Raw genomic sequence first — 23,611 nt, forward strand, 5'->3', positions numbered from 1 at the left:
ATCGGAGAATTTTTTTTGAACAGGCGTGGCGGAAAACATGCGTTTTGTGCATTTTCAGTCATAATTTGTGCTATAATATGACTGATATCAATCATCGGAGTGTGAATTATGAATCCCCGCCACAATCAATTACTGGAAATTATTAAAAATAAAAAATTTGTTACGGTATCGGCCTTAAGCAAAATGCTTTTTACAAGCGAATCCACAATCCGCAGGGATTTAATCCGGCTGGAAGAAAGCGGCCTGATCCAGCGCACACGCGGCGGCGCAATTTATTTGGAGGCAACACAGCTTGAATGGCCCCTGACCTTCAAACGGCAGGCGAATACGGAAAAAAAGCAAACCATTGCCGACCTGGCAATCGATTTCATAAAAGACCGCCAAACGGTTTTCCTGGACTCGAGCAGCACCTGTATGATGCTGGCAAAACGGCTGGCGGAAAAAAAGAACCTGACGCTCCTGACAAATGGTATTATGACATCCAGCATCCTTTCGGAGACAACCGACGCGGACGTATATTGCGCATGCGGGAAGGTCTATTCGAGGCGTTCCAGCATCAGCGGAACCGATACCTGCGATTATATCTCACATTTTTCAGCCGATGCGGCGTTCGTATCCTGCCGCGGCGTTGCAGCCGATATGGCGGTGACCGATTTCAGCGCGGGAGCCTCGATGGTGAAACGCACGTACCGGAAATATGCGCGTAAACTGATCCTGCTGGTGGACAGCACAAAATTTGGCCAGATATTTTTTCACCGGACCTTCGATTTTCCGGAGGTCGATACCGTAATTTCCGACCGTGCTTTTCCCGCGGATATTTCCGGTAAATTTGCCGCATGCGGCACGGAAATGATATTCCCCGGCCTGTAACGGGCCGGCTTTCCAATATATTATGCCTCCCCGCGCGCCGTATGAAAAAGGAATACGGATTCCTATTCCATGTTGTCCCGCTTAAACTCCCGCAGCCTTTCGTTCATCGCTTTCCATTTTTTGCGGTTTATATTCCAGCATACCAGCCAGATAACAATATAGGCCGCTATGAACCCCGCATAATATATGGCGACCCATCCGCTTGGGGGCAACCAGCCAAACCAGAGCATCAGCAGCGTACAGCCCGTAAGCAATATGACGAAATGGACGATCGTACGCATAATATAGGTCTTATTGTTCCTGTCGGAGCCAATCCATATAAGCTGCACGCAAGCAATAAAGAGGCCGAAAAGGAAATCGTTTCGCAGTTCGACAAGGGGCAGGGCGTCGACGCCGAGGGCAATTGCGATGACCGTACTGATTGCCAGCGCGATCAGGAAAGCGGCGATAAATACCGTTAAAAACAAATTGAATTTTTTCTTCATCTCCATTACCTCCCCAGCCCCAGTTTTTCTTTGAGCATCGGGGCATATTGCCGCGATATTACCTGCTTTTCCCCATTTTCAAGCTCTACCTCTATTTTTCCGTTCAGGATCGGGTTCAGGGCGCGAACCTTAGCCAAATTGATAATTGTCGATTTATTAACGCGCAGGAAATTCGTCCCGCGGAATTTCTCCTCGATTTCATACAGCCGAAGCGCACAGTCGTATACCTTATCATCCGTATAGATAAAAACCTTATCATCCACGCTCTCAAAATAGTATACGTCGCCCGGCTGCAGCAGGAAGGTCTGGCGCCCCAGGCTGCCGACAACCTTTTTCTGCGAGCTGTTTGCAAGGGATACGATTTTCAGCAGGTCGTCGTTCATCTCCGCGCAACGGATGATAATTTCATCCGCTGTGCAGGCCGGATCAATGTCTAGCGTTACCTTCATGGTCCATTTCCCTCCCCGCTTTCCAGTATAGCAAACGAAAAACGCGCGTCAATGCATTTTCCGTAAGATGCATTGCGCGCGCCGCAAGCTGCGTTCCACAGCCGTATTATTTCAATAAAAACCGTTCAAGCGCGGGGACGTCCTGCGCAATGTAACGGCAGGTGAATTGCGCCGCATCCTCCATTTTGTCAAAACCGAACCCCCACAGTACGGCGCAGAAATCGACGCCCGCCCCCTGCGCGCCCTTTGCGTCATAGTCGCTGTCCCCGACCAGCAGGCAATCCGCCGGGGCGGAGTTGGTCCGCGAGACCGCTTCCCTTACAATCGCTTCCTTGCCCTTGATATTGATGTCCTGCGGCGCGCCGCAAATTGCATCGAAATAATCTGTCAGCTTGAAATGCGCAAGCGTTTTGCGCACGATTGTCTCCATTTTTACGGAAGCGACCGCACACGTTACCCCCGCGCCGTCGAGGTCCTGCAGCAGTTTTTCCATTCCGGGATAGATATCCGCTTCCAGCATTCCCTCTTCCGCATACCGTTCCCGGTAATGCTGCACCGCTTTTGTCGCCTGTTCGTCACTCATACCGCATACGCCTACAAAAGACAGCTTCAGCGGCGGACCGATAAATTTCCTGAGCGCCGTATCGTCCGGCAGCGCAAAGCCCATATCCTCTATGGTGCGCTTCGCGCAATATAAAATTCCCCTGCTTGTATCCATCAGTGTTCCATCGAAATCAAACAATACCGTCTTATACTTCATATCCATTCTATCTCCAAAATCCTGATGCTTTCCGGCGGGACTGTCGCCTGAACCAAACCTTCATTGACCGGATAAACCTCATCTGTCAGCCTGCATACCGCCCGTTCAAACTCGAATTCGCGTAAGGAGGACGTGTGCGCCGCAGGCATCAGTTCTTCGTGGGCGAACAGGTCTACAGCGATGTTATGCGGCTCTTTCCCCCGGTTTACAAGCGTCAGGTACATTCCGTCCTGTGCGAGGGTTCCGAAGGCATCCTTCCCGTCGATACAATAGCGCAGGACGCCGAGCACATCTTCTCCCTGCTCGTAAAATACGCAATTTCCCGTTTTGAGGGCGTCCGTATCGCGGCGCAGCAGCGCGAGCTTCTTATAATATTCCCGCATCTCCCGGTCGCGTTCCTTATATGGCCCGCGGTTAAACGGATCGAGCAGTCCGTGCATTCCCGTTTCGTCGCCATAATAGATACACGGCATTCCCGGCAGCGCAAACTGGAGACCCGCGGCGATTTTTTGCAACTTTGCCCCGCAGGCATCCTGTTCATCCGATACAATGAAGTGCGCCTGTTGCTCCCGCGTGAGGGAGTGTGGATCGATCCTGGTTCCAAGCACGGTGCGGATGCGCGCAATGTCGTGGCTCGAAAGCAGGTTCATCAGGCAATAGTACATATCCTTCGGATAGTTCTGGCTTTGCCCGACCAGGAATTGCTTAAGCTTCGCGGCGTTTTTTTTGCCCTGTAAAAAATCCGTCACCGCGGCGGCAAAGGGATAATTCATGACCGAATCAAGTCCGCGCCCCAGCGCATAGGTCCTGTGTTTTCCATAGCTTTGTTTGGTTGTCGCGTCTTCCCACACCTCGCCGAGCAGGAAATTATCCTGCGAAATATGCTTGATTTTCGCCCGCATCTTTTCAATCGTCTCGTCGGGCAGTTCGTCGGCAACATCCAGCCGGAAACCGTTTGCGCCGCGGGAAAGCCAAGTGGAAAGCACGCCCTGCTCCCCTTCAATGACAAAATCCACCCATTCGGGCTGTGTTTCGTCTACCTCCGGCAATGTGGTGAAGCCCCACCAGCTTTGATACTGGTCCGGATATTCGGTAAATCGATACCACTTGTAGTAGGGCGATTCCTGGCTTTGATATGCCCCCAGTGAATCATAGCGCCCATACTTATTGAAATATACGCTGTCGTCTCCCGTGTGGGAATATACCCCGTCAAGGATAATGCGGATGCCGCGTTCCCGCGCCTCACGCATGAGGAGGGCAAAATCCTCTTCCGTCCCGAGGATCGGATCGACGCGCAGGTAATCGCCGGTGTTATAGCGGTGGTTGGACGCCGCCTCCACAATGGGGTTCAGGTACAGCGCCGTGACCCCCATATCGCGCAGGTCGTCGAGCGCACCGATGATTCCCGGCAGCGTACCGCCGTAATAGTCGCACGGTTCATAATGCTCCATACCTTCCGCCGCTTCATAGAGCACGGGCTCGTCCCACGATTCATGCACGAGGATAGTCCTTCCGCGATCCCTATGGTAAGCGACGCCTTTTTCAAAGGTATCGCTGCCGTCCCGGGCGAAGCGGTCGGGAAATATCTGGTAAAGGTTTGCGCCCTTTGCCCACCCCGGCGTGGTAAACGCTTCGTCATATACGGTAAGCTGGAACGGCGGCGGCGGGTCCCAGTGGACCTCTCCTACGCCGCTTGTCTGCCCTGAATGCGCGCCGTAATAAATGCTGGTATCTTCATCCATCCGGATGCAAAACCAATACCACAGGACGCACGGCGTTTTAGGCGTTTCACATTCCGCCCACCAAACGCCGTTTTCGCCTTCCTGCATTTGGATATTCTCTTCCGCTCCATCCGTTACCAGCGTAAGATACATTTTTTTGAAATAGAGATCACGCACCGCAAGCGAAAGCCGCACGCGGGTTCCGGCGGGCACCGCGCCCATAGGGCTCCTGTATTCTTCCTTGGCGGAATCGTGCATCAATTGTTTTGAAAAATCAATCTGCATTTTTATCCTCCGGTCAGGTCATTTCCCGCAAGTGCCAGATTTTATCGTTGTATTCATGTATCGTGCGGTCGGACGAAAAGACACCCGATTTTGCCGTATTGGTCGCGGCCATGCGCTTCCACCGCGCTGCGTCCTGATAGGCGCTTACCGCGCGTTCATACCCCTGTGAATAGGAAGCAAAATCATACAGCAGGTAATATTTATCCGCACGGTCCATATCGCCGAAAAGCAGCGAATGGTAAAGGTCGGAAAACTGCCTGTCGTTCGCAACGGGAAGCGTCCCGTCGATCAGGCGGTTGAGCGCCTGGCGGAGGTCTGTGTTCTGTTCGTAATATTCGCCCGGCTTATACGTTCCGTAACGCTCCATCCTGCTGATCTCACGTTCCGTCGCGCCGAAGATAAAAATGTTATCTTCCCCGACCGCCTCATAAATCTCCACGTTCGCGCCGTCCATTGTTCCAAGCGTCACCGCGCCGTTCATCATAAACTTCATATTGCCCGTGCCGGATGCCTCAAGGCCGGCGGTCGAAATCTGTTCGCTGATATCCGCCGCCGGGATCATGATTTCCGCCTCGGACACGCTGTAGTTTTCAATAAACACAACCTGCAGCACACCCTTTGTGTCGGGATCATTGTTTACGAGGTCCGCCACCGCGAGGATCAGGCGGATAATATTTTTGGCCCTTGCATACCCTGGCGAGGCCTTTGCCGCAAAAATAAACGTACACGGCTCGATCCGTATCGAGGGATTCTCTTTTTTCAGGTTATAAAGATGCAGGATATGAAGCACCTTTAAAAGCTGCCGCTTATATTCGTGCAGCCGTTTGGCATGCACGTCAAAAATCGTATTTTCATTGATTTCGATGCCCTGCGTCTTTTTGAGGTGATCGCGCAGCCTGATTTTATTCCGGTGCTTGACCTCCATGAAGTCATCGAGGAACGCCGGGTCGTCGAGCAGGTCTGCCACCCGGTCAAGCTCTTTATAATCCTTCAAAAAGCCGTCGCCAATGTGGTCCGCCAGCAGCCGTGTAAGCGGCTGGTTGGCCTTGGCAAGCCAGCGCCTGTGCGTAATGCCGTTTGTGATGCCGAGGAACTTATCCGGGAACACCACATAAAAATCCCGGAAGGTACGCGACTTGATGATTTCCCCATGCAGCTTGGAAACGCCGTTTACCTTATGGCATACCGCAATGCACAGGTTTGCCATACGTATTTCCTTATAGGCGATGATTGACATTTTACTGATTTTATCCCACTCGCCCGGATAAACCTCCCAAAGCTGGCTGCAGAATTTATCGTTGATGACTTTGATAATTTCATAAATCCGCGGGAGCAGCTCTTTAAACATATCTTCTTCCCAGCGCTCAAGCGCTTCGGACATGATCGTATGGTTGGTATAGTTGAACATCCTGCCGCAAATGTCGAACGCTTCCTCCCATCCCATGCCTTCTTCATCCATCAGGATACGCATCAGTTCGGGAATCGCGAGCGTTGGATGCGTGTCGTTGATCTGCACCGTGAAATAATTGGGCAGCGTATGCAGGTCGCCGTAATTTTCCTTATGCTTTTTCACCATATGCTGCATGGTCGCGGACGTAAAGAAATAAAACTGCTTCAAACGCAGCTGCCGCCCCTGCTCGTGGTTATCCTCCGGGTACAGCACCTTTGAAATTACCTCCGCGAGTTCCCGCTCCTGCATGGCGCGGGCATAATCCCCCCGGTTGAAATAGTGCATATCAAGACCTGTTTTCGCTTTTGCACTCCACAACCGCAGGGTTGCGGGCATCTTGCTCATGTACCCGATGACCGGATAATCGTACGGAATTGCAAGCACGCTGTAATAATTTTTATGGTTGATTTTCAGCCCCTGGTCTGTCCAGACTTCTTCAAGCTCTCCGCCGTAACGGACCTCCACCTGTTCTTCCGGGCGCGGAATTTCCCACACGTTGCCCGCTTCCAGCCAGTTATCGTCCACTTCCACCTGTTCGCCGTCAAGGATGCGCTGGCGGAATAACCCGAATTCATAGCGGATGCTGCAACCGGTTACGGGCAGGTCGAGCGTGGAAAGGGAGTCAAGGAAGCATGCGGCAAGGCGTCCGAGCCCGCCGTTTCCAAGGCCTGCATCCCGCTCCTGCTCTTCGATATCGTCGAGGCTGATGCCCATATCGGAAAGCACCTCCTGATAATCCTTCAGGAGATGGAGATTTATCATATTGTTTACAAGCGCGCGGCCCATCAGGAATTCCGCGGATAAATAGTAAAGGCGTTTTAAACCCTGGTTTAAAACCTGCTTATTTGCGTCCGTCCATTTTTCTACAATTACGTCCCGAATGGAGAGGGCGCAGGATTTATAAATCTGATCCTTGGTTGCCTCTTCGAGTGTCTTTCCGAAATGCCGTTTCAGCTTTCCAAGGATTTGATCTTTAATTTCTTCTTTTTTCGCGATATTATCGGCCATTGCATGAACCTCCTGTTTGCCCGATTTTCGGCTATATGCCTATTATATCATATCCCCGCCGCACTTTTGCGCTTATTCATAAGAATTTTACTTGACGCCATAAAAAAACTGCCGCACAAAAATGTACGGCAGTTTTGGATTGCTTTACTTATTCAACGCTGAGCGTAAGATCGAGAAGCTTGCCTGCGGCATTCGCTTTGGCAAATACCTCTTCCGTGATTTCCGTCCCCTGCGCGACAAGGATTGCCCCGTCATCGTCCAGGACGTCTGTCACAACCGTGCGGCCAATCAGGAAATCGTGCTGTTCCCGCTCTACTGCGGAAGGCTGGTTTACTTCTTCCGCCTGCACCTCCGGCTCTACAGCCGCCTCGTCCGCCGTTTCCTCTTCTGCGGGTTCCTCTGCGGCTATGGATTCCTCTTCCGCTGCGGCCTCGTCTGCGCCTATTTCATCTACGAATACAAGCTCCCGCGAAAGGGAAGCAATTTTATCTCCCGATATTTCGATTCCGTTTTCAAGGAAAATCATGACAATATCGCCCGTTTTTTCATCGAAAGCAAAGTCTGCGACAGACCCCAGCGCATCGCCGCCGCACGAGACCACATTCGCATCAAGTATGAAAAAACCGTTGTCCCCCATATCCTTCGTATCTTTTGACTGGAACAATTTTTCGCTGTTTGTAATTGTAGAGGTAACAATATAATCGTTACCGATTCCCTTTACCTTTGAAACCGGGAGCGCGGAATAACCGAAATATCCCTGGGAGCCCTGGAATACGATATAACGCACTTTCTTCTCGGCAGCGTCAATGATAAAATCGGATGCGTTGCCAAGCTCCGTTCCTTCCCTGACCCCAATGAGAGGTAATCCGATCACCTGCGATGATTTCTTCATTTGCTTTTTTCCTCCTTAAAAACAGAACAACGTTTTGATCATTTCGCTTTTGCGTTGGAACCTTCCAGTATCACGCCCTGTATTTCATGAAAGTAATCGTCTGAAATAAGCTCACTTTTAATCAATTTATCGTTCTCATAATAATCACGATAAGCTTTCACTTTATAGCTCTTACGCGCGGTTACTTTCACCTGGCGCTCCCCGTTGGGAAGGTCGTCCGTATAAATGATATCCGGCTTGGGCGGATCAATCTCTTCCAGCATTTCTGTCCTTATCTCTAATTCTATCCCTTCTGGGAGCGGTTGTCCATATATTTTTACCACACATTCGCCGGACACCAGTTCCGCCGAAATGTAAATGGGCCATTCCGAAGTGTTTTTAATTTTCAGGTCTTTATCGTCCCAATTGAGCGTCGCATCGAGACCGATTGGCAAATAGGTGGACGGCCATGTGTGATGGACCCGTTCCACAATCTCCATATTCGCCTTGAGCGCGGCGTTATAAAGCGTTCCCGAAAGCTGGCAGATTCCCCCGCCCATATCGTCCACAAGCTTTGTGCCATCCATGATTGCGGGCGCGCTTTTAAAGCCCTTTTCGGCAGTACGCTCTCCGACAAGGTCGTTGATGGACAGCGTCTGGCCCGGGTCAAGCTTCAGGCCGTCCACCGCCTCGCACATCAGCCTGATGTTGGTGTTCCGGTTTTCGTTTGCCGTTATTTTCGTGTTGCATGAGCCGATCAGCGCCGTATTTTCTTTCAGTTCGTCTGTGGAGACCTCCGGCAGGACAACTTTTCCGAGCACGCTGATGTCTGAAAAATCTTCCTCCGCAATTTTCTGCTTCAGCTGTTCATATAAGGACTCCGCATCAATTTTGCGGCCGTTTTCGCTCTGCGTATAAATGAATTTATCCGCATGCTTATCAAATTTTGCGGTTGCCTCCTTTGCGCGAAGCTGCGTATCGTCCGAGTACTTTTTTACCGTATTGTGAAGCTTGGTATCATCCAGCTCAAGCTGAATAGAAAAATCCTTTCCCTCTGTCATTTCGATGATATCGTCATACTTTTGGTCGAGCGGCTTAGCCTGCGCGCCCTCTGTAAAGGCATTTTTCAGGATGCTGTCAAGATTGGTCGAAATTCCGAGTTCTTCCGCATCCATTGTTGTCTTTTGGTCGTCGTAGCTCACGGTAATCCGTGCGTCCATGAGCAATTCCTCTTCCCTGCTGCGAAGCGCATTTTTCGCTTCATCGTAGGTCATGCCGCCAATTACAATTCCATCCACGGATACGCCGTCATAAAAAGTATTGACATGGATTGCCTGGTAAATACCAATTCCCGCCGCCGCGACAACCATCGCAAGCGCGGTAACCAAAATCACGACGAAGCTGACTATTTTGTTTTTTAACGTATATTCCTGCCTTCTTGCCATAGTCCCTTATCTTTCCCTACTTCATTGCCCTTTTCAGCATAGTCATCAGCATCTTCGCCCGTTGCTGTTCCTCGTAGGTAAGCAAATAATTCCCACGAAGGATATCCAGCGATTTTTTCAGCGCAGGTTCATATTCCCGCGCGCGTGCAAGGCATTCCATTGTTTCTATATCAAAACGCTTTTGCTCCCCGATATCGTCCGTATCGGCCCTGCATCTTTCAAACAGCTGCGCGGCGAGCATCCATTTCCCGGCCTTCTTGAATTCGTATGCCCGCTCCTTTGCAAGCGTCTTTTTATCCATGAACTTTGCAAGCTTCGCTTCCTCGGCCAGTCGCGCCTCTTCGGCTAAACGTGCCTCTTCGGCTAAACGTGCTTCTTCGGCCAAACGCGCTTCTTCGGCCAGCCGTGCCTCTTCGGCCAAACGTGCCTCTTCAGCCAAACGTGCTTCTTCAGCCAAACGTGCTTCTTCGGCCAGTCGTGCCTCTTCGGCCAAACGCGCTTCTTCGGCCAGTCGCGCTTCTTCGGCCAGTCGCGCTTCCTCGGCCAAACGTGCCTCTTCAGCCAAACGTGCTTCTTCGGCCAGTCGTGCCTCTTCGGCCAAACGTGCCTCTTCGGCCAAACGCGCTTCTTCGGCCAAACGCGCTTCCTCGGCCAGTCGCGCCTCTTCGGCCAGGCGTGCCTCTTCGGCTAAACGTGCTTCTTCAGCCAGTCGTGCTTCTTCAGCCAGTCGCGCTTCCTCGGCCAGTCGGGCTTCTTCAGCCAAGCGCGCTTCTTCGGCCAAACGTGCTTCCTCAGCCAAACGTGCCTCTTCGGCCAAACGCGCTTCCTCGGCCAAACGCGCTTCCTCGGCCAGTCGCGCCTCTTCGGCCAGGCGTTCTTCTTCCAAGCGTGCTTCTTCAGCTAAGCGTGCCTCTTCAGCCAGACGTGCTTCTTCGGCCAAACGTGCTTCCTCAGCCAAGCGTGCTTCTTCGGCCAGTCGTGCCTCTTCTGCTAAACGTGCCTCTTCAGCCAGACGTGCTTCCTCGGCCAAACGCGCTTCTTCCGCCAGACGTTCCTCTTCGGCCAAACGTGCTTCTTCAGCCAAACGTGCTTCTTCAGCCAGTCGCGCTTCTTCAGCCAGTCGCGCTTCTTCGACCAAGCGTGCTTCTTCAGCCAGTCGTTCTTCTTCCAAGCGCGCTTCTTCGGCTAAGCGTGCTTCCTCAGCTAAGCGTGCCTCTTCGGCCAAACGCGCTTCCTCGGCCAAACGGGCTTCCTCGGCCAGTCGTTCTTCTTCCAAGCGCGCTTCTTCCGCTAAACGGGCTTCTTCCGCCAGGCGGACTTCCTCAGCCAAGCGCTCTTCTTCCAAAATGATCTCTTCATCATCTTTATCAGTATAAGACGCAGCTTCATCATCCCTTAATACAGTAAAGGGCTCTTCTTCCTCCGCCTCCGGTACTTCGTTGGTATCTTCCTCCAGAACCGCAAAAATTTCCTCCGGTTCTTCGGGCATTGCTTCGTTCGCCGGTTCCGGATTCAACTCAGGTTCTTCCGGCACCGTATAATCATCCACATGGATCGCTTCGTCCATGACAACCTCTTCAGGTTGCTGCTCCAGCTCCTGCGCAATTTCTGTGATCGCTTCCTGCCCACTGCGGTTCAAGCCGGATTGAAAAGCAGTTTTCTCTTCGCCGGCAAACGATTCCGCGGACGCCGTTTTTTTTGAGGGCCGAACCCTGCCCGCCGCACGCACGGTTTTTTTCTTTTTTGGCCGCTCGGATTTTTCGGGCTTTTCGGGCCCGGGAAATGCCGTATCTATGCTTCGCAGGCGTTCCGCCGCGCGCTTTCCCTGAACCTTTTCCGCCAAAGTGGCTACGATAAAGTTCGTTAAGAAATAAATGCCGACCAGGGCAGCGATGCCGACGGCGGCAATAATTAGAAGCGTATAGAAATTCGGGAATTTAAGAATATTAAAAAATAAAAAAAGTGCAAAAACGCACCCAATCAGTATCGTTACAATCAGGCCGACACGGTATTGAGGCGCTTTTCTGCTAAACATCAAAGAAGCTACAATTCCTAGAATTGCAATAGCAATAACGATGGCAAACAATCCGCTTCTCCTTTTCCTTTATCCAAACAATTAAATCTACTATCAATTAAGTATAAGTTAGGATCACTCATAAATTGTAGTAGAAAATTTTCGTTTCGTCAACAGCAAAGAGGAAACAAGCACACGGAAGCACACGTTATCCGTTATATTTTTTATACCGCATCAGGCAATTGACCGGTATAAAGAAATATACTCCTTTGCCGATTTTTCAAAGCTGTTATCGAGGGCCATGGCCGCATCGATCAGCCGCGACAGATTGGTTTTGTCCTGGTAAACATTGAGCGCAAACCAGATTGTATTCAGCATATCGTGTGCGTTATAGTTGCTGAACGAAAACCCGTTTCCCTCCTGTGTATAAATATTGTACGGCTGCACGGTATCCCGAAGACCGCCCGTTTCCCGCACAATCGGCAGTGTGCCGTAGCGCTGCGCAATCATCTGGGAAATCCCGCACGGCTCAAACATGGAGGGCATCAGGAAAAAGTCGCTGCCCGCGTAAATCCGGTGTGCAAGCGGGTCGCTGTACCCAAGGCAGACCGCCGTTTTGTCCGGGTATTTATCCGCGATATATTTGAAGAAATTCTCGTACTGCTCTTCCCCGCTTCCGAGGAGCACGAACGCCACGTTTTCATAAAGGAGCTCTTCAAGGACCGCGCGCACGAGGTCGAGTCCTTTCTGCTCCGTCATCCGCGTCACCATGCCGATCAGGGGCGTGCCGGGACGTACGGTAATATCAAGTTCCTGCATCAGCTGCTCTTTATCGTAATATTTTCCGGTAAGGTCTTCCGCCGTATAACCGCATTTCAGGTTCGGGTCTTTCTCCGGATCAAACTCCTTCGTGTCAATTCCGTTGAGGATGCCCACGAGATCGTTTTTGCGCGCGTTCAAAATTCCTTCGAGGCCGCGGCCGTAATACGGGTCAAGAATCTCCTGGGCATAGCTCGGGCTCACCGTTGTGATTTTATCCGCGAACACAAGCCCCGCCTTCATCATGTTGGCGCTGCCGTAGGCCTCCATATATTCCGCGGTGAAATACCTGTCTTCCACACCCAGGATGTCTTTGGCAAATTCAAAGGAGGTTTGCCCCTGGTATTGCAGGTTATGGATGGTGAGCACCGTTTTGGCACGGCCCTGCGGGCGGTCCTGGTACTGCGTGCGCAGCAGGAGCGGAATCATGGCGGTGTGCCAGTCGTTTACATGGATAATATCCGGGTCGAAATCAAGGAACGGAATTGCTTCCAGGACTGCGCGGCAAAAATACGCGTATTGCTCTGTTTCCGCCTCTCCGCCCTTATAGATACACCAGCCGAAATAATATTCGTTGTCGATAAAGTAATAGGTGACGCCGTCGAGCTTCATCGTCTCGATACCCATATACAGGTTCCGCCAGCCCATTTGCAGGTTCATTGTCGCGATCACACGGAGACGATCGCCATAGCGTTCCTTGACCGACTTATGCTTCGGCAGGATGACGCGCGCGTCCACCCCCTGCGCGGCGAGCGCCCGCGGGAGTGCGCCGATTACATCGGCGAGGCCGCCTGTTTTTGCAAACGGGGTCGCTTCCGCGCCCGCAATCAGAACTTTCAGCTTGCTCATACAATTGCCCCCTTGCGGATAATGACAGGAAATACCTCGTCTCCAATGAGCCGCCTTCCCTGCCGGATGTTTACCGATTTATCGAGGATGACATATTCGAGGTCCGAATTATTATAAATCTCACTGTTCTGCATAATGATGCTGTTCTTGATTTTCGCTCCCTTCCCGACATATACGCCGCGGAAAAGGATGCTGTTTTCCACCTCGCCCTCAATGATACAGCCGTTTGCCACCAGGGAATTTTTGACATTGGAGGTTTTGGCGTATTTGGCGGGAACCTCGTCCTTGATTTTCGTATAAATCTGGTTTTCACTGTTGAACAGGTGGTCCTGTACGTCCCTGTTCAGGAAATCCATATTAATTTTGTAGTAGGAAGCAACGGAATGCAGGCGTCCCACATACCCCTTGTGCTCATAGCCCATGATTTTAATGCGGTTCAGGTTCCCCATCAAAAGGTCGCTGACAAAATTATATTTGCCGCGCGACATACAGTCTTCGACCAGATATTCCAGGAGGTCTTTGCGCATGACGTAGGTATCCATGCCCACCTTTTTGGAATCGCTGGTGGTGGCGTTGATCTCGAGGTCTACCACGCGTCCTTCATCATTTGTGTGCAGGCGCACGTCGTTATACCGCTCTCCCTTGAAGAAATTGGCTTCCTCTTCGTCATACAGCATTGTGATATCCGCACCGCTGTCCATATGGTATTCCACCATATCGTCAAAGGTACGGTTATAAATGGTATACGACCCGGAGAGGATGCAGTATTGCTGCTTGGACCGGCTGATGTAGCCCATTACGCCCTTGATCGCATCGACGAGGCCGCGGTAGGTTCCCATATTTTCCGCGCTGGAAAAAGGCGGCAGGATAAACAGGCCGTCATTCTTCCGGGACAAATCCCATTCCTTTCCCGAACCAAGATGATCCATCAGGGAATGGTAGGAACGCTGGGCAATGACCCCGATATTGCGAATGCCCGAGTTTACCATGTTGGATAAAATAAAATCGATCGCGCGGTAGCGCCCTCCCACCGGGAGCGCCCCCACCGTACGGAGGTACACAAGCTCGCGCAGGTTGATATTTTGTTCTCCCGCATAAATCAGTCCGAATGTATTCCTAAGCATTATAAGGCACCTCCCGTCGTGTTCTTTACAATTCGCTTGGCAGGCACGCTTTCCCCGGCCGCAACCGTCGCCCCGGCCCGGATGACAGCCTTATTTCCGATCACGGCAATTTCGCCCTTGCCGCCTACGGCCGCGCCCTGTTCCACGACGACTTCTTCATCCACAATGCTTTTTAACACCTTGCCCTTTTCCCGGATGACCGTATCCTGCATGATAATGCTGTCGCGCACAACCGCGTCCTTTTCCACGGTGACACCCGCCGACAGGATGCTGTTTTCCACAGTCCCGTATATATAGCAGCCTTCCGATACCAGGGAATTCCTGATTTTTGCCCCCCGGTCTACAAAGTGGGGCGGCTTGTTCGGATTGCGGGAAAAAATACGCCACGCATCGTCGTACAGGTTGAGCCCCGGTTCTTCCTGAAGCAGCTCCATATTCGCGTCCCACAGGGAATTGATTGTGCCGACGTCCTTCCAATAGCCTTTATAAGGATAGGCAAACAGCCGCTCTCCGTTCACAAGCATTTCCGGGATAATATTTTTTCCGAAATCATTGCTCGATTTTTCGTTTTTGGAATCCGCGATCAGGTATTCTTTTACCTTTTTCCAGTTGAATACATAAACCCCCATCGAGGCCATATTGCTCTTCGGCCTTTTCGGCTTTTCCTCAAATTCCTCGATGCGGAGCGATTCGTCCGTATTCATGATCCCGAACCGCGGCGCTTCCTCCATGGGAACCTCGATTACCGCGATTGTTGCGTCGGCCTTATTATCCTCGTGCGCTTCGATCATCTGGCTGTAATCCATCTTGTAAATATGGTCGCCCGATAATACGAGAATATAATCCGGATTGTATTGCTCGATAAAGTAAATATTCTGGTAAATGGCATTCGCCGTACCCGTGTACCACTCCCCGCGTTCTCCTTTGACATAAGGCGGGAGCACAAACGCGCCGCCCGTAATTCCGTCAAGGTCCCACGGCGATCCCGTTCCAATATACGCATTCAGTTCAAGCGGTTCGTACTGCGTCAGGACCCCCACCGTATCAATTCCCGAATGAATACAGTTTGAAAGCGGAAAATCAATAATGCGGTATTTTCCACCATAGGTAACAGCCGGCTTCGCACGGTGCTTCGTCAAAACCCCGAGCCGGCTGCCCTGGCCCCCGGCCAGCAGCATCGCTACACATTTTTTCTTTTTAACCATTCTTCCCATCCCCTTTGCTTTTCAAAGTGAATCTATAATACACCGCGCCAAGCGGCGGCAGTGTCATCACTGCACTGTGTTCCATGCCGTTGAGGCCCTTGTGCTGGGTTTTCACCTTTTTTTCCGGCACCACGCCGGAACCGCCGTATTGGGCTTCGTCGCTGCAAAGCAGGCGCTCAAGCGTTCCTTCCTGCGGCATTGCAATCCAATAATCCTCCCGCACGACGGGCGTAAAGTTTACAGCGCAGACAACGGCCTCTTCCCCATTGGTGCGCATAAACGCAAAGACGCTTTGCTCCTTGTCTTCCACATTCAGCCACTGGAACCCGTCCCAGCTGTCGTCTACTTCATATAAGGCGGGGTGCGCCGTATAGACATGGTTGAGGGCTTTCACAAAACGCTGCATCCCGGCGTGGGAATCATATTCCAGAAGGAACCAATCAAGCTGTTTTTTATAATTCCACTCGATAAACTGCGCAAATTCGTCGCCCATAAACATCAGCTTTTTCCCCGGGTGCGCAAACATAAAGGAATACAAAGCCCGCAGGGACGCAAACTTCTGCCAGTAATCCCCGAACATCTTATCAACCATGGACTTTTTCCCATGCACCACCTCGTCATGCGAATAAGCCAGAATATAATTCTCGGAAAACGCATAATACATCGAAAAGCTCATTTTGTTATGCTCAAACTGGCGGAAATAGTGATCCATCTTCATATACGCGAGGGTATCGTGCATAAAGCCCATATTCCATTTGAACGTAAAACCAAGGCCGCCGTCGTACGGCGGTTTGGTAATCATGGGATATGCGGTGCTCTCCTCGGCGATGGTCATTGTGCCCGCATAATTGGTAAGCACGACGCTGTTTACCCGGCGCAGCATTTCCACGGCGTGGTTATCGATATTCCCGCCGTCCTCGTTGGGCACGAAATAGCCGTCGCGCGCATAATCGAGGTACAGGATGGACGTAACGGCATCCACACGCAGCCCGTCGATATGGTAGCGGTCCATAAAAAACATGGCGTTTGAAACAAGGAAGCTGATGACCTCCGGCCGCCCGTAGTTAAAAATCAGCGTGCCCCACTGCGGATGCTCGCGCTGCAGGATATTTTCATGCTCATAGAGGTGGGTTCCGTCGAATTTGGCTAGCCCGTGTTCGTCCTTTGGAAAATGCCCGGGAACCCAGTCCATAATGACGCCGATCCCCCGGGAATGGAGCTTATCCACAAAATACATGAAATCCTGCGGCGTGCCATAACGGGAAGTGACCGCATAAAAGCCTGTGACCTGGTATCCCCAGGAGCCGTCGTACGGATGCTCGGCTATGGGCATGATTTCCACATGCGTATAGCCCATTTCGCTCGCATAATCCGCAAGCTCGTCCGCTACCTCACGGAAGCTGGGAAAACGGTAGCCCTCTTTTGTGCGCCACGAACCGATGTGCATTTCATAGATGGAAACAGCGTCCTTGAGCACATTCCGTTTCATACGGCGCCTCAGGTAGGAATCGTCATGCCATTCATATCCGCCGATATCCCATACCTTGGAAGCGGTTTGCGGCCTGACCTCTGCATGGAAGGCGAACGGGTCGGCCTTCATGACCCTGCTGTCGTCGTAGCCGTGCACAAAATACTTGTAGTTATCGCCATCCGCAAGCCCGGGGACAAAGGCGGCCCATACGCCGTTTTTGTAAAGCTCCATAGGGGTTTTTTCGACATCCCAGCCGTTAAAATCCCCCACGACGCTTACTTCCCGCGCATTCGGCGCCCACACGCAGAAGCGGTGCATTTTCAGTTCCGGAATATAATGGCACCCGAAAAGCTCATAAGCCTTCTGCGCTTCGCCGATATTGTACAGGTAGATGTCATTCTCCGGTAAGTACTTCTGATAAGATTCCTTCATCGTGCCCACCGTCCTTTTTTCAATATCCAAACCGTTTCCTTATACCTGATAAACGAATTTTCCGTCCTTTCCCTGGGCCGCATTGAGTTCCGCTGCCTTTTCCCCGTAGCCTTCGCGCCCCATAAGGGCAAAGGTTGCGATCTTGCCCGCTTCCACACCCGGCTGGCCGAACGCGTCGATCTCGAGGAATTCCCCGGCCGCCGCCGTCGCCATTTCGAGGAAGAAGAAGAGCGCGCCGATTTCCTTGGCATTCATTTCCGGCAGCGTAATGCGCATGTTCATTTTGCCCGCCTGCGTGACGGCATATTCCGTTGCGCGCATTTCGGAGGCGATCAGCTTATTGATTGTCTGCCCCTGCAAATACGCCGCGTCCATCATGTCGATCGGCGCCTGCGGGATTTTAAGCTCCGTATGGAAATTTTCCACATCGATGAAGGAAATGATCTTATCGAAGGGGCCTTCCGTATACAATTGTATCTGCGAATGCTGGTCCGTCACGCCGAGGGCGCGCACCGGCGTCTGGCCTTTATTGACGATGTTGCCGTCGTTGCCATAGCGTTTGCCGAGGGATTCCGCCCACAGCTGCGCATACCATTCGGCCATGTTGAGAAGGCCGTCCGCATAGGGCATCATTACGGAAATATTAGCGCCCATGCCCATTGCCGTGCAATAGAGAAGCGCGTACATATAGGCTGGGTTTTCCCACAGGTCTTCCTTGGTGCAGGCCCCGTCCATCTCCTTCGCGCCCGCGAAAAGGGCGTCGATATCGATATTAAGGACCGCCGCGGAAAGAAGGCCCACCGGGCACAGCACGGAGAAACGGCCGCCTACGCCGTCCGGGACGGTAAAGGTCTTGAACCCGTACTGGTTGGAAATCTTTTTCAGGATTCCCTTCTCCTTATCCGTTGTGAGCACAATATTTTCTTTGAAGTTTTCACCCAGGGCTTCCTTTAGCTTTCCGAGGACGATCATAAACTGGGACATGGTTTCCACGGTGTTGCCGCTCTTCGTAATGACATGGAAGCAGGTTTTTTTCACATCGATTACGTCAAACAGGGCGTTAATTCCGTCCGGGTCAACGTTGTCGACCACGTAAAACCGTGCCCCGCCGCGTTTTTCACGCGGTATTTCGTTATACTTCAGGTGCTTTGTGCCGGTGAAAAGGGCCTTGGAGCCAAGCGCGCTCCCGCCGATTCCCAGCACCACGAAATTTTCAAAGCCGGCATTGATCCGCTCCGCTTCCTTTTTGATATCCGCAACGACCTCCGCCTGGTTATAGGGCAGGCTGCGCCACGCCATCGCATCCTTTTTCGCGCACATGTTTTTGTGCACCTGCGGAATTTTCCGCGCCATTTCCTGTATGTCCTGATCCGAGATGCCGTGCTCTCCGATGCTTTTTTGCAGCATATTGTTAAAATCGATCTTCATATCCTGATCCTCCACTTTGTTATTTTAAATATTATGACCATATATGGCCTGACCTTTCAGCAATTGTTTCCCGCCCTGCCATAAATTTCTGTTTCGGTACGCAGCCACTCGACCTGCTTCCTGCCGAACGCGCCTTTCTTCATACGCCATTTCCAATTTCCAAGCGCCTTTGACGGATAGTTCATACGCGCTTCCCCGCCGAGCCCCAGGAGGTCCTGCATGGGAATGATGGAGATATCCGCGACGCTCATCATGGCGAGACGGATCAGCTTTCCGACCACATCGCCTTCGTTTGTTTTCCCAATATAATCCTCCAGGAACTTTCTCGTTTCCGGCCTGATTGTCTGGAACCAGTGCAGCGTCGTATCGTTATCGTGCGTGCCCGTATAGACCACGCTGTTGCGCGGATAATTATGCGGCAAATAGAAGCTGTCCTGCTCGTCAAACGCAAATTGCAGCACCTTAAGCCCCGGAAAGCCGCAATAATCGAGGAACCCCTTCACGTTATCGTCAATCGCGCCAAGGTCTTCCGCTATGATGGGCGGCATCGGGAGCGCCGTTTTGATGGCGTCGAAAAGCGCCCCGCCCGGGCCCTTTACCCATTCCCCGTCCTTAGGCGACCCGCCCCTGGGAATCCTGAAATATGCTTCAAAGCCACGAAAATGATCGATGCGCAGGATGTCATACAAATGCAGGCTGCGCTGCATGCGCCGCACCCACCATTCATAATCATGCTCGCGCATATAATCCCAATCGTAAAGCGGATTGCCCCAAAGCTGCCCTTCGTCACAAAAATAATCGGGCGGCGTGCCCGCTATGCTCCCGTCTTTCACGAAATATTCGGGGTGCGCCCAGGTTTCCGCGGAGTCGGCCGACACATAGATGGGGATATCGCCGATAAGCTGGATTCCCTTCCCGTTCGCATAATCCTTCAGCGCAAACCATTGCCGTTCATATAAAAACTGCGTAAACTGGACAATCTCTATCTCGCGTTCGTATTTGCGGGTCACTTCCATGATTGCGGCCGGTTCGCGTTCCACAATGCACTGGTCCCACTGCCGGTAGGGTAGGTAGTGAAAATGCTTTTTCAGCACCACAAACAGTGCATAGTCAAACAGCCAGCCCGAATTTTCAAATTTAAAGGCCGCGAACTCATGCGGGTATTTTTCAAGTCCGGCCGGATAAGCTTTTTTCAGCACATCATTTTTGAGATGAAAAAGCGCCTCGTAATCGACGCACGTTTTATCCTGCCCGAAATTCAGATGGGAATAGTCGCTCTTTTTCAGGAGGCCGTCTTCCGTAAGAAGATCAAAATCAATGAAATAAGGATTATAGGCAAAGGCGCTCGTGCCCGAATAGGGGCTGTCGGCATAACCCGTGGGCATACAGGGAAGGACCTGCCAGTAGGACTGCTTTGCCGCGTAAAGACTATCTACGAAATCATACGCCGCCTTTCCAAGCGTCCCGATCCCATAAGGAGATGGTAAGGATGATATATGCAATAGTATCCCGCTTCCCCGTTTCATAGACTTGTCTCCATAATTTTTATTACACCTTCATTATATATTTTTTCTAATGAAAAGTATAGCGCTTTCCAAAATTTGCTTCCCTTTGTTTATCCGTCCTGCAGAGGCAATTGAAACATTTTTATTCTTTTTCCCCTCTTTCGCCGGAATCTGCCGTATACGCGGGGCGCTTCCCCGTTCGCCCGGCCCGTTTGACGCTGCCGCCGTTTGATGCTAAAATTTTAAAAAATGGAAAAGAGCGGTATTATGGCAAAACGGAGCACTGGAGAACGCAGAAAAGAGCTGGCTGAATTTCTTGTAACCGAGGGCAAGGTGAAAGTTGGCGCACTTGCGGAACGCTTCGGCGTTTCGACCGAAACGATCCGCAAAGACCTTATTTTCCTGGACGCCGAAGGGATCGTTCGCAAGCGGCACGGCAGCGCCACGATTGCCAGCGGGCTTGTGGAGCGCTCTTATGCGCAAAAAGCGCAGCACAACCGAAGGGAAAAAAGCGCGGTCGCGAAGGCGGCGGTGCGGATGATTCCCCTGAAAGGCGCCGTGATACTCGATTCGGGCAGCACCACTTATGAGATTGCAAAACTGCTGACGCTCCAAAGCGGCCTCACTATTTTTACCAACTCGATTGCAATCATACAGCTTTTGCACGCATCCCATAACCGCGTCTTTATGTTCGGCGGGGAAATTCGTCCAAGCAGCATGGCGCTTGTCGGCGGATGGACGGTTGACGCGCTGCGCCTGGTGGAAGCCGACATCGCTTTTTTGGGAACAGACGGCTTCGCGGGCCGCGAGGGCCCTTGCTCCGCTTCCTTTGAGGAAGTCGAGGTGAAGCGCGCCATCGTCGGGAGCGGCAGGAAAAAAATACTGGTATGCGACCACTCCAAATTCCTGCGCAGCGATATGTTCCTCTATTGCGGGTTTGATGAAATCGACTGTGTCGTAACCGATGAAAAAGCCCCCGCGCGGGAAATTGCAAACCTGCGTCGGCACACCGAGGTTATAACCGCAGATTTGAAATAGAAAAGGACCCTTGCAGGTCCTTTTTTGTATGCCCCGGAAAATTCCTATGCAAGTTCCTCGAAAATGCCGGTAAGCGCCTCGTAAGTGTGATCGAATATCTCCAGCGCCCGGTTGTATCTTTCGCTGTTTTCCCCACCGGGAACAAAGCCTGCCGCCGGTTTCGTAAAGCGCTTTACCTCGGCAAAGCTTTCCAGAGCGCCAACCGCTACTCCCGCGGCTGCCGCCGCCCCGATGGACGTCGCCTCGTCGGGATGGTCGAGGGGCAGGAGCTCCGTTCCATAGATATCCGCAAGAATTTGGCAGACTTCCTTCGATTTTGCCAGCCCGCCCAGCACAAAAATCCGTTCCACCCGGTAATGGCCGCGCAGTACGTCAAGGATGAGCCTCAGGTTAAGGCCGATTCCTTCCACCACGCTGCGCACCATGTCTTCGTGCGTATGGCTCATTGTGAGCCCCACGAACGCCCCCTTTGCCCTTGGATTCCAGCGCGGCGAGCGCTCTCCCAAAAGATAGGGAAGGTATATCAGGCCCTTCGCCCCTGCGGGCGACTTTCCAATCGCCGTATCAATCAAGCTGTAAATATCCTTTCCCTGCAAGCCTGCCGTTTCCCGCTCATACCCGCAAAGCTGTTCTTTCATCCATTCATAGGAAGCGCCTGCCGCCTGCATCGTCCCGCAGGGGCATATATATCCCGGAATAAGGTGTGCAAAATTGAACGTCCGCATTTGCGCATCCAGTATCTGTTTTTTTGAAGTGGTCGATATCCACGAGGAGGAACCCAGGCAGTTATAAGTCGTTCCCTCTGAAACCGCCCCCGCCCCGACCGTCGCGCAGGCGCCGTCCCCTCCGCCGAGCACAACCAGCGTCTTCCGGGAAAGGCCGCATTCCTCCGCCGCGCCGCGCAGCAGCCCGCCCGCCACATAGGTGGAAGGCCGGACGTCAGGAAGGAGGTCCGGGGCGATTCCGGCGGCGTCGATAATTTCTTCCGACCAGCGAAAGGAATTGAGGTCAAACGCATTGGTTTCCGAAGCGTCCGAATAATCCGTCAGGAATTTTCCCGTCATACGGAGCACAATATAATCTTTTGCGTTCAGCATCTTATAAGTGTTCCGGTAAACCTCCGGACGGTTGTTTTTGATCCATAGCAATTTTTCGAGGGAGCATCCGGCGTTCGCCTGCTGCCCGGTGATCGAATAAATGCGGAACGGCTCTATTTTCTCCTTCAGGAAGCGTTCTTCCGCCACACTGCGCGTATCCGCCCAGATCATGGAATCGTGGAGCGGCAGGCCGTTTTTGTCCACACACAGGCACCCCATCATTTGCCCGCTGAAAGAGACCGCGAGAATATCCTCCTTCCGGACCTCCGCAGCCAGCTCCCGCGTTGTCGTGACAACAGCCTTCCACCAGTCCTCCGGGTTCTGTTCCGCCCTTCCCTGCCCGGCAAACCGGGTGGAATACCGATATGTTTTTGACTTGATGCGCGCGCCCCGCGTCGTAAAAAGCGTCGCTTTATTCCCCGACGTCCCCAAATCATGCGCAAGCAGGTATTTCGGCATTATCCGTTTACCGCACGGTAGTCCGCCGTAAAGCTTTCAATTCCCATTTGCGTAAGCGGATGTTCAAACAATTGGTTGAATACTTCATAGGTTACCGCAACCGCGTCGGCCCCGGCAATAATCGACTGGACCGCGTCATAGCAATTTTTAATGGACGCGGAAATCACCACAGACTTGATGTCATAAAAATCGTATATTTTACGCACCTCCGAAAAAAGCTCCATCCCGTTATGGCCGATTGCATTTACCCGGTTAATAAAGGGACTGATGAAGGGAGAGCCTGCGCGCCCCGCCACGAGCGCCTGCCCCGGGTTGCAGATGAGCGTGCTGTTGGTAACGATTCCCATAGGCACCAGTTTGCTGATTGCCTTGACGCCTTCCTTATTGGTGGGAATTTTGATTACCATATTTTTAGCAAGGTTGGAAAGCCGCTGTGCTTCCTCAATGATATCCTCCGCTTTCGTGGTGACCGCTTCCACCGCGACCGGGCCGTCGAAAAAAGAACGTATATCCCGGATTACCTCTTCGTATTTCCGGCCCACCTGCGCCATTTTGTTGGGATTGGTTGCGATTCCGTCGACAATCCCGGTTTGCACCGCGTCCTCGATTTCTTTTACATCCGCCGTATCCAAAAAAATTCGATAATCCATATTGCATTTCCTTTCATTTTCGCAATTTATAATTGCGTTTATATTCTATATCGCAATATTATCATTGTGGTATATATTTGTCAACGTATGTTCCGCCAAAACACCGGCAGCCGTAAAAATTCCCGGGAAAAGAAAAAACCCTGCCGGAAACCGGCAGGGTGCAAATTCTGATCGGA

Annotated in this window: 18 protein-coding genes; 2 read left to right on the plus strand and 16 right to left on the minus strand. The window is 52.0% G+C overall.

Annotation, left to right across the window (positions count from 1 at the left end):
- Window positions 1–108: 108 nt before the first annotated feature.
- The gene (locus BBD38_RS02565; RefSeq protein WP_066684103.1) at window positions 109–870 is read left to right on the plus strand and encodes a DeoR/GlpR family DNA-binding transcription regulator; all 762 of its coding nucleotides are present in this window, start codon (window positions 109–111) and stop codon (window positions 868–870) included.
- 62 nt (window positions 871–932) lie between these two features.
- On the opposite strand, the gene BBD38_RS02570 is transcribed toward BBD38_RS02565, so the two are convergent.
- The 14 genes from BBD38_RS02570 to malQ form a co-directional block, all read right to left on the minus strand.
- Entirely contained in the window at window positions 933–1,355 is a 423-nt protein-coding gene (locus tag BBD38_RS02570; RefSeq protein ID WP_066684105.1) for a DUF3021 domain-containing protein, read from the minus strand.
- A gap of 5 nt (window positions 1,356–1,360) precedes the next feature.
- Window positions 1,361–1,804: a LytTR family DNA-binding domain-containing protein gene (locus BBD38_RS02575; RefSeq protein WP_066684107.1), complete on the minus strand. Its 444-nt coding sequence runs from the start codon at window positions 1,802–1,804 to the stop codon at window positions 1,361–1,363.
- A gap of 106 nt (window positions 1,805–1,910) precedes the next feature.
- Window positions 1,911–2,564, minus strand: a complete 654-nt coding sequence (locus BBD38_RS02580; RefSeq protein ID WP_172807738.1) for an HAD hydrolase-like protein — start codon at window positions 2,562–2,564, stop codon at window positions 1,911–1,913.
- Entirely contained in the window at window positions 2,561–4,570 is a 2,010-nt protein-coding gene (locus BBD38_RS02585) for a glycoside hydrolase family 13 protein (protein WP_066684111.1), read from the minus strand. Before BBD38_RS02585 ends, BBD38_RS02580 begins: the two co-directional genes overlap by 4 nt.
- Before the next feature lie 13 nt (window positions 4,571–4,583).
- A complete protein-coding gene (locus BBD38_RS02590) occupies window positions 4,584–7,028 on the minus strand; it encodes a glycogen/starch/alpha-glucan phosphorylase (protein ID WP_066684116.1) in 2,445 nt (814 codons plus the stop codon).
- 148 nt (window positions 7,029–7,176) lie between these two features.
- Complete coding sequence (locus tag BBD38_RS02595) at window positions 7,177–7,920, minus strand: PRC-barrel domain-containing protein (protein WP_066684117.1); 744 nt, start codon at window positions 7,918–7,920, stop codon at window positions 7,177–7,179.
- 38 nt (window positions 7,921–7,958) lie between these two features.
- Window positions 7,959–9,344: a VanW family protein gene (locus BBD38_RS02600; RefSeq protein ID WP_066684119.1), complete on the minus strand. Its 1,386-nt coding sequence runs from the start codon at window positions 9,342–9,344 to the stop codon at window positions 7,959–7,961.
- A gap of 16 nt (window positions 9,345–9,360) precedes the next feature.
- On the minus strand, window positions 9,361–11,430 hold the full coding sequence (locus tag BBD38_RS14800; RefSeq protein ID WP_066684121.1) for a DUF998 domain-containing protein: 2,070 nt from the start codon (window positions 11,428–11,430) through the stop codon (window positions 9,361–9,363).
- 162 nt (window positions 11,431–11,592) lie between these two features.
- Window positions 11,593–13,017, minus strand: coding sequence for a glycogen synthase GlgA (gene glgA, locus BBD38_RS02610; RefSeq protein ID WP_066684248.1), 1,425 nt, complete (start codon window positions 13,015–13,017; stop codon window positions 11,593–11,595).
- A gap of 5 nt (window positions 13,018–13,022) precedes the next feature.
- On the minus strand, window positions 13,023–14,150 hold the full coding sequence (gene glgD / locus BBD38_RS02615) for a glucose-1-phosphate adenylyltransferase subunit GlgD (RefSeq protein ID WP_066684123.1): 1,128 nt from the start codon (window positions 14,148–14,150) through the stop codon (window positions 13,023–13,025).
- Window positions 14,150–15,355, minus strand: a complete 1,206-nt coding sequence (locus tag BBD38_RS02620) for a glucose-1-phosphate adenylyltransferase (protein ID WP_066684125.1) — start codon at window positions 15,353–15,355, stop codon at window positions 14,150–14,152. Before BBD38_RS02620 ends, glgD begins: the two co-directional genes overlap by 1 nt.
- The gene (gene glgB, locus BBD38_RS02625; protein ID WP_066684126.1) at window positions 15,348–17,288 is read right to left on the minus strand and encodes a 1,4-alpha-glucan branching protein GlgB; all 1,941 of its coding nucleotides are present in this window, start codon (window positions 17,286–17,288) and stop codon (window positions 15,348–15,350) included. The genes BBD38_RS02620 and glgB overlap by 8 nt, the downstream gene beginning before the upstream one ends.
- A 9-nt stretch (window positions 17,289–17,297) precedes the next feature.
- Entirely contained in the window at window positions 17,298–18,686 is a 1,389-nt protein-coding gene (locus BBD38_RS02630; protein ID WP_235829078.1) for a glucose-6-phosphate isomerase, read from the minus strand.
- Window positions 18,687–18,742: 56 nt separating this feature from the next.
- Entirely contained in the window at window positions 18,743–20,212 is a 1,470-nt protein-coding gene (malQ, locus tag BBD38_RS02635) for a 4-alpha-glucanotransferase (RefSeq protein WP_066684129.1), read from the minus strand.
- Window positions 20,213–20,440: 228 nt separating this feature from the next.
- On the opposite strand from malQ, the gene BBD38_RS02640 reads away from it, so the two are divergent.
- Window positions 20,441–21,229 (plus strand): DeoR/GlpR family DNA-binding transcription regulator, encoded by a 789-nt coding sequence (locus BBD38_RS02640; RefSeq protein WP_082989430.1) that lies wholly within the window; start codon window positions 20,441–20,443, stop codon window positions 21,227–21,229.
- 44 nt (window positions 21,230–21,273) lie between these two features.
- Here the strand turns inward: BBD38_RS02640 and BBD38_RS02645 are convergent, their stop codons facing one another.
- Entirely contained in the window at window positions 21,274–22,785 is a 1,512-nt protein-coding gene (locus BBD38_RS02645; RefSeq protein WP_066684138.1) for a xylulokinase, read from the minus strand.
- Window positions 22,785–23,435 (minus strand): transaldolase family protein, encoded by a 651-nt coding sequence (locus BBD38_RS02650; protein ID WP_066684140.1) that lies wholly within the window; start codon window positions 23,433–23,435, stop codon window positions 22,785–22,787. Before BBD38_RS02650 ends, BBD38_RS02645 begins: the two co-directional genes overlap by 1 nt.
- Between the last annotated feature and the right edge of the window lie 176 nt (window positions 23,436–23,611).

It is taken from the genome of Christensenella intestinihominis, from assembly GCF_001678845.1.
GTDB classification, from domain to species: Bacteria; Bacillota; Clostridia; order Christensenellales; family Christensenellaceae; genus Christensenella; species Christensenella intestinihominis.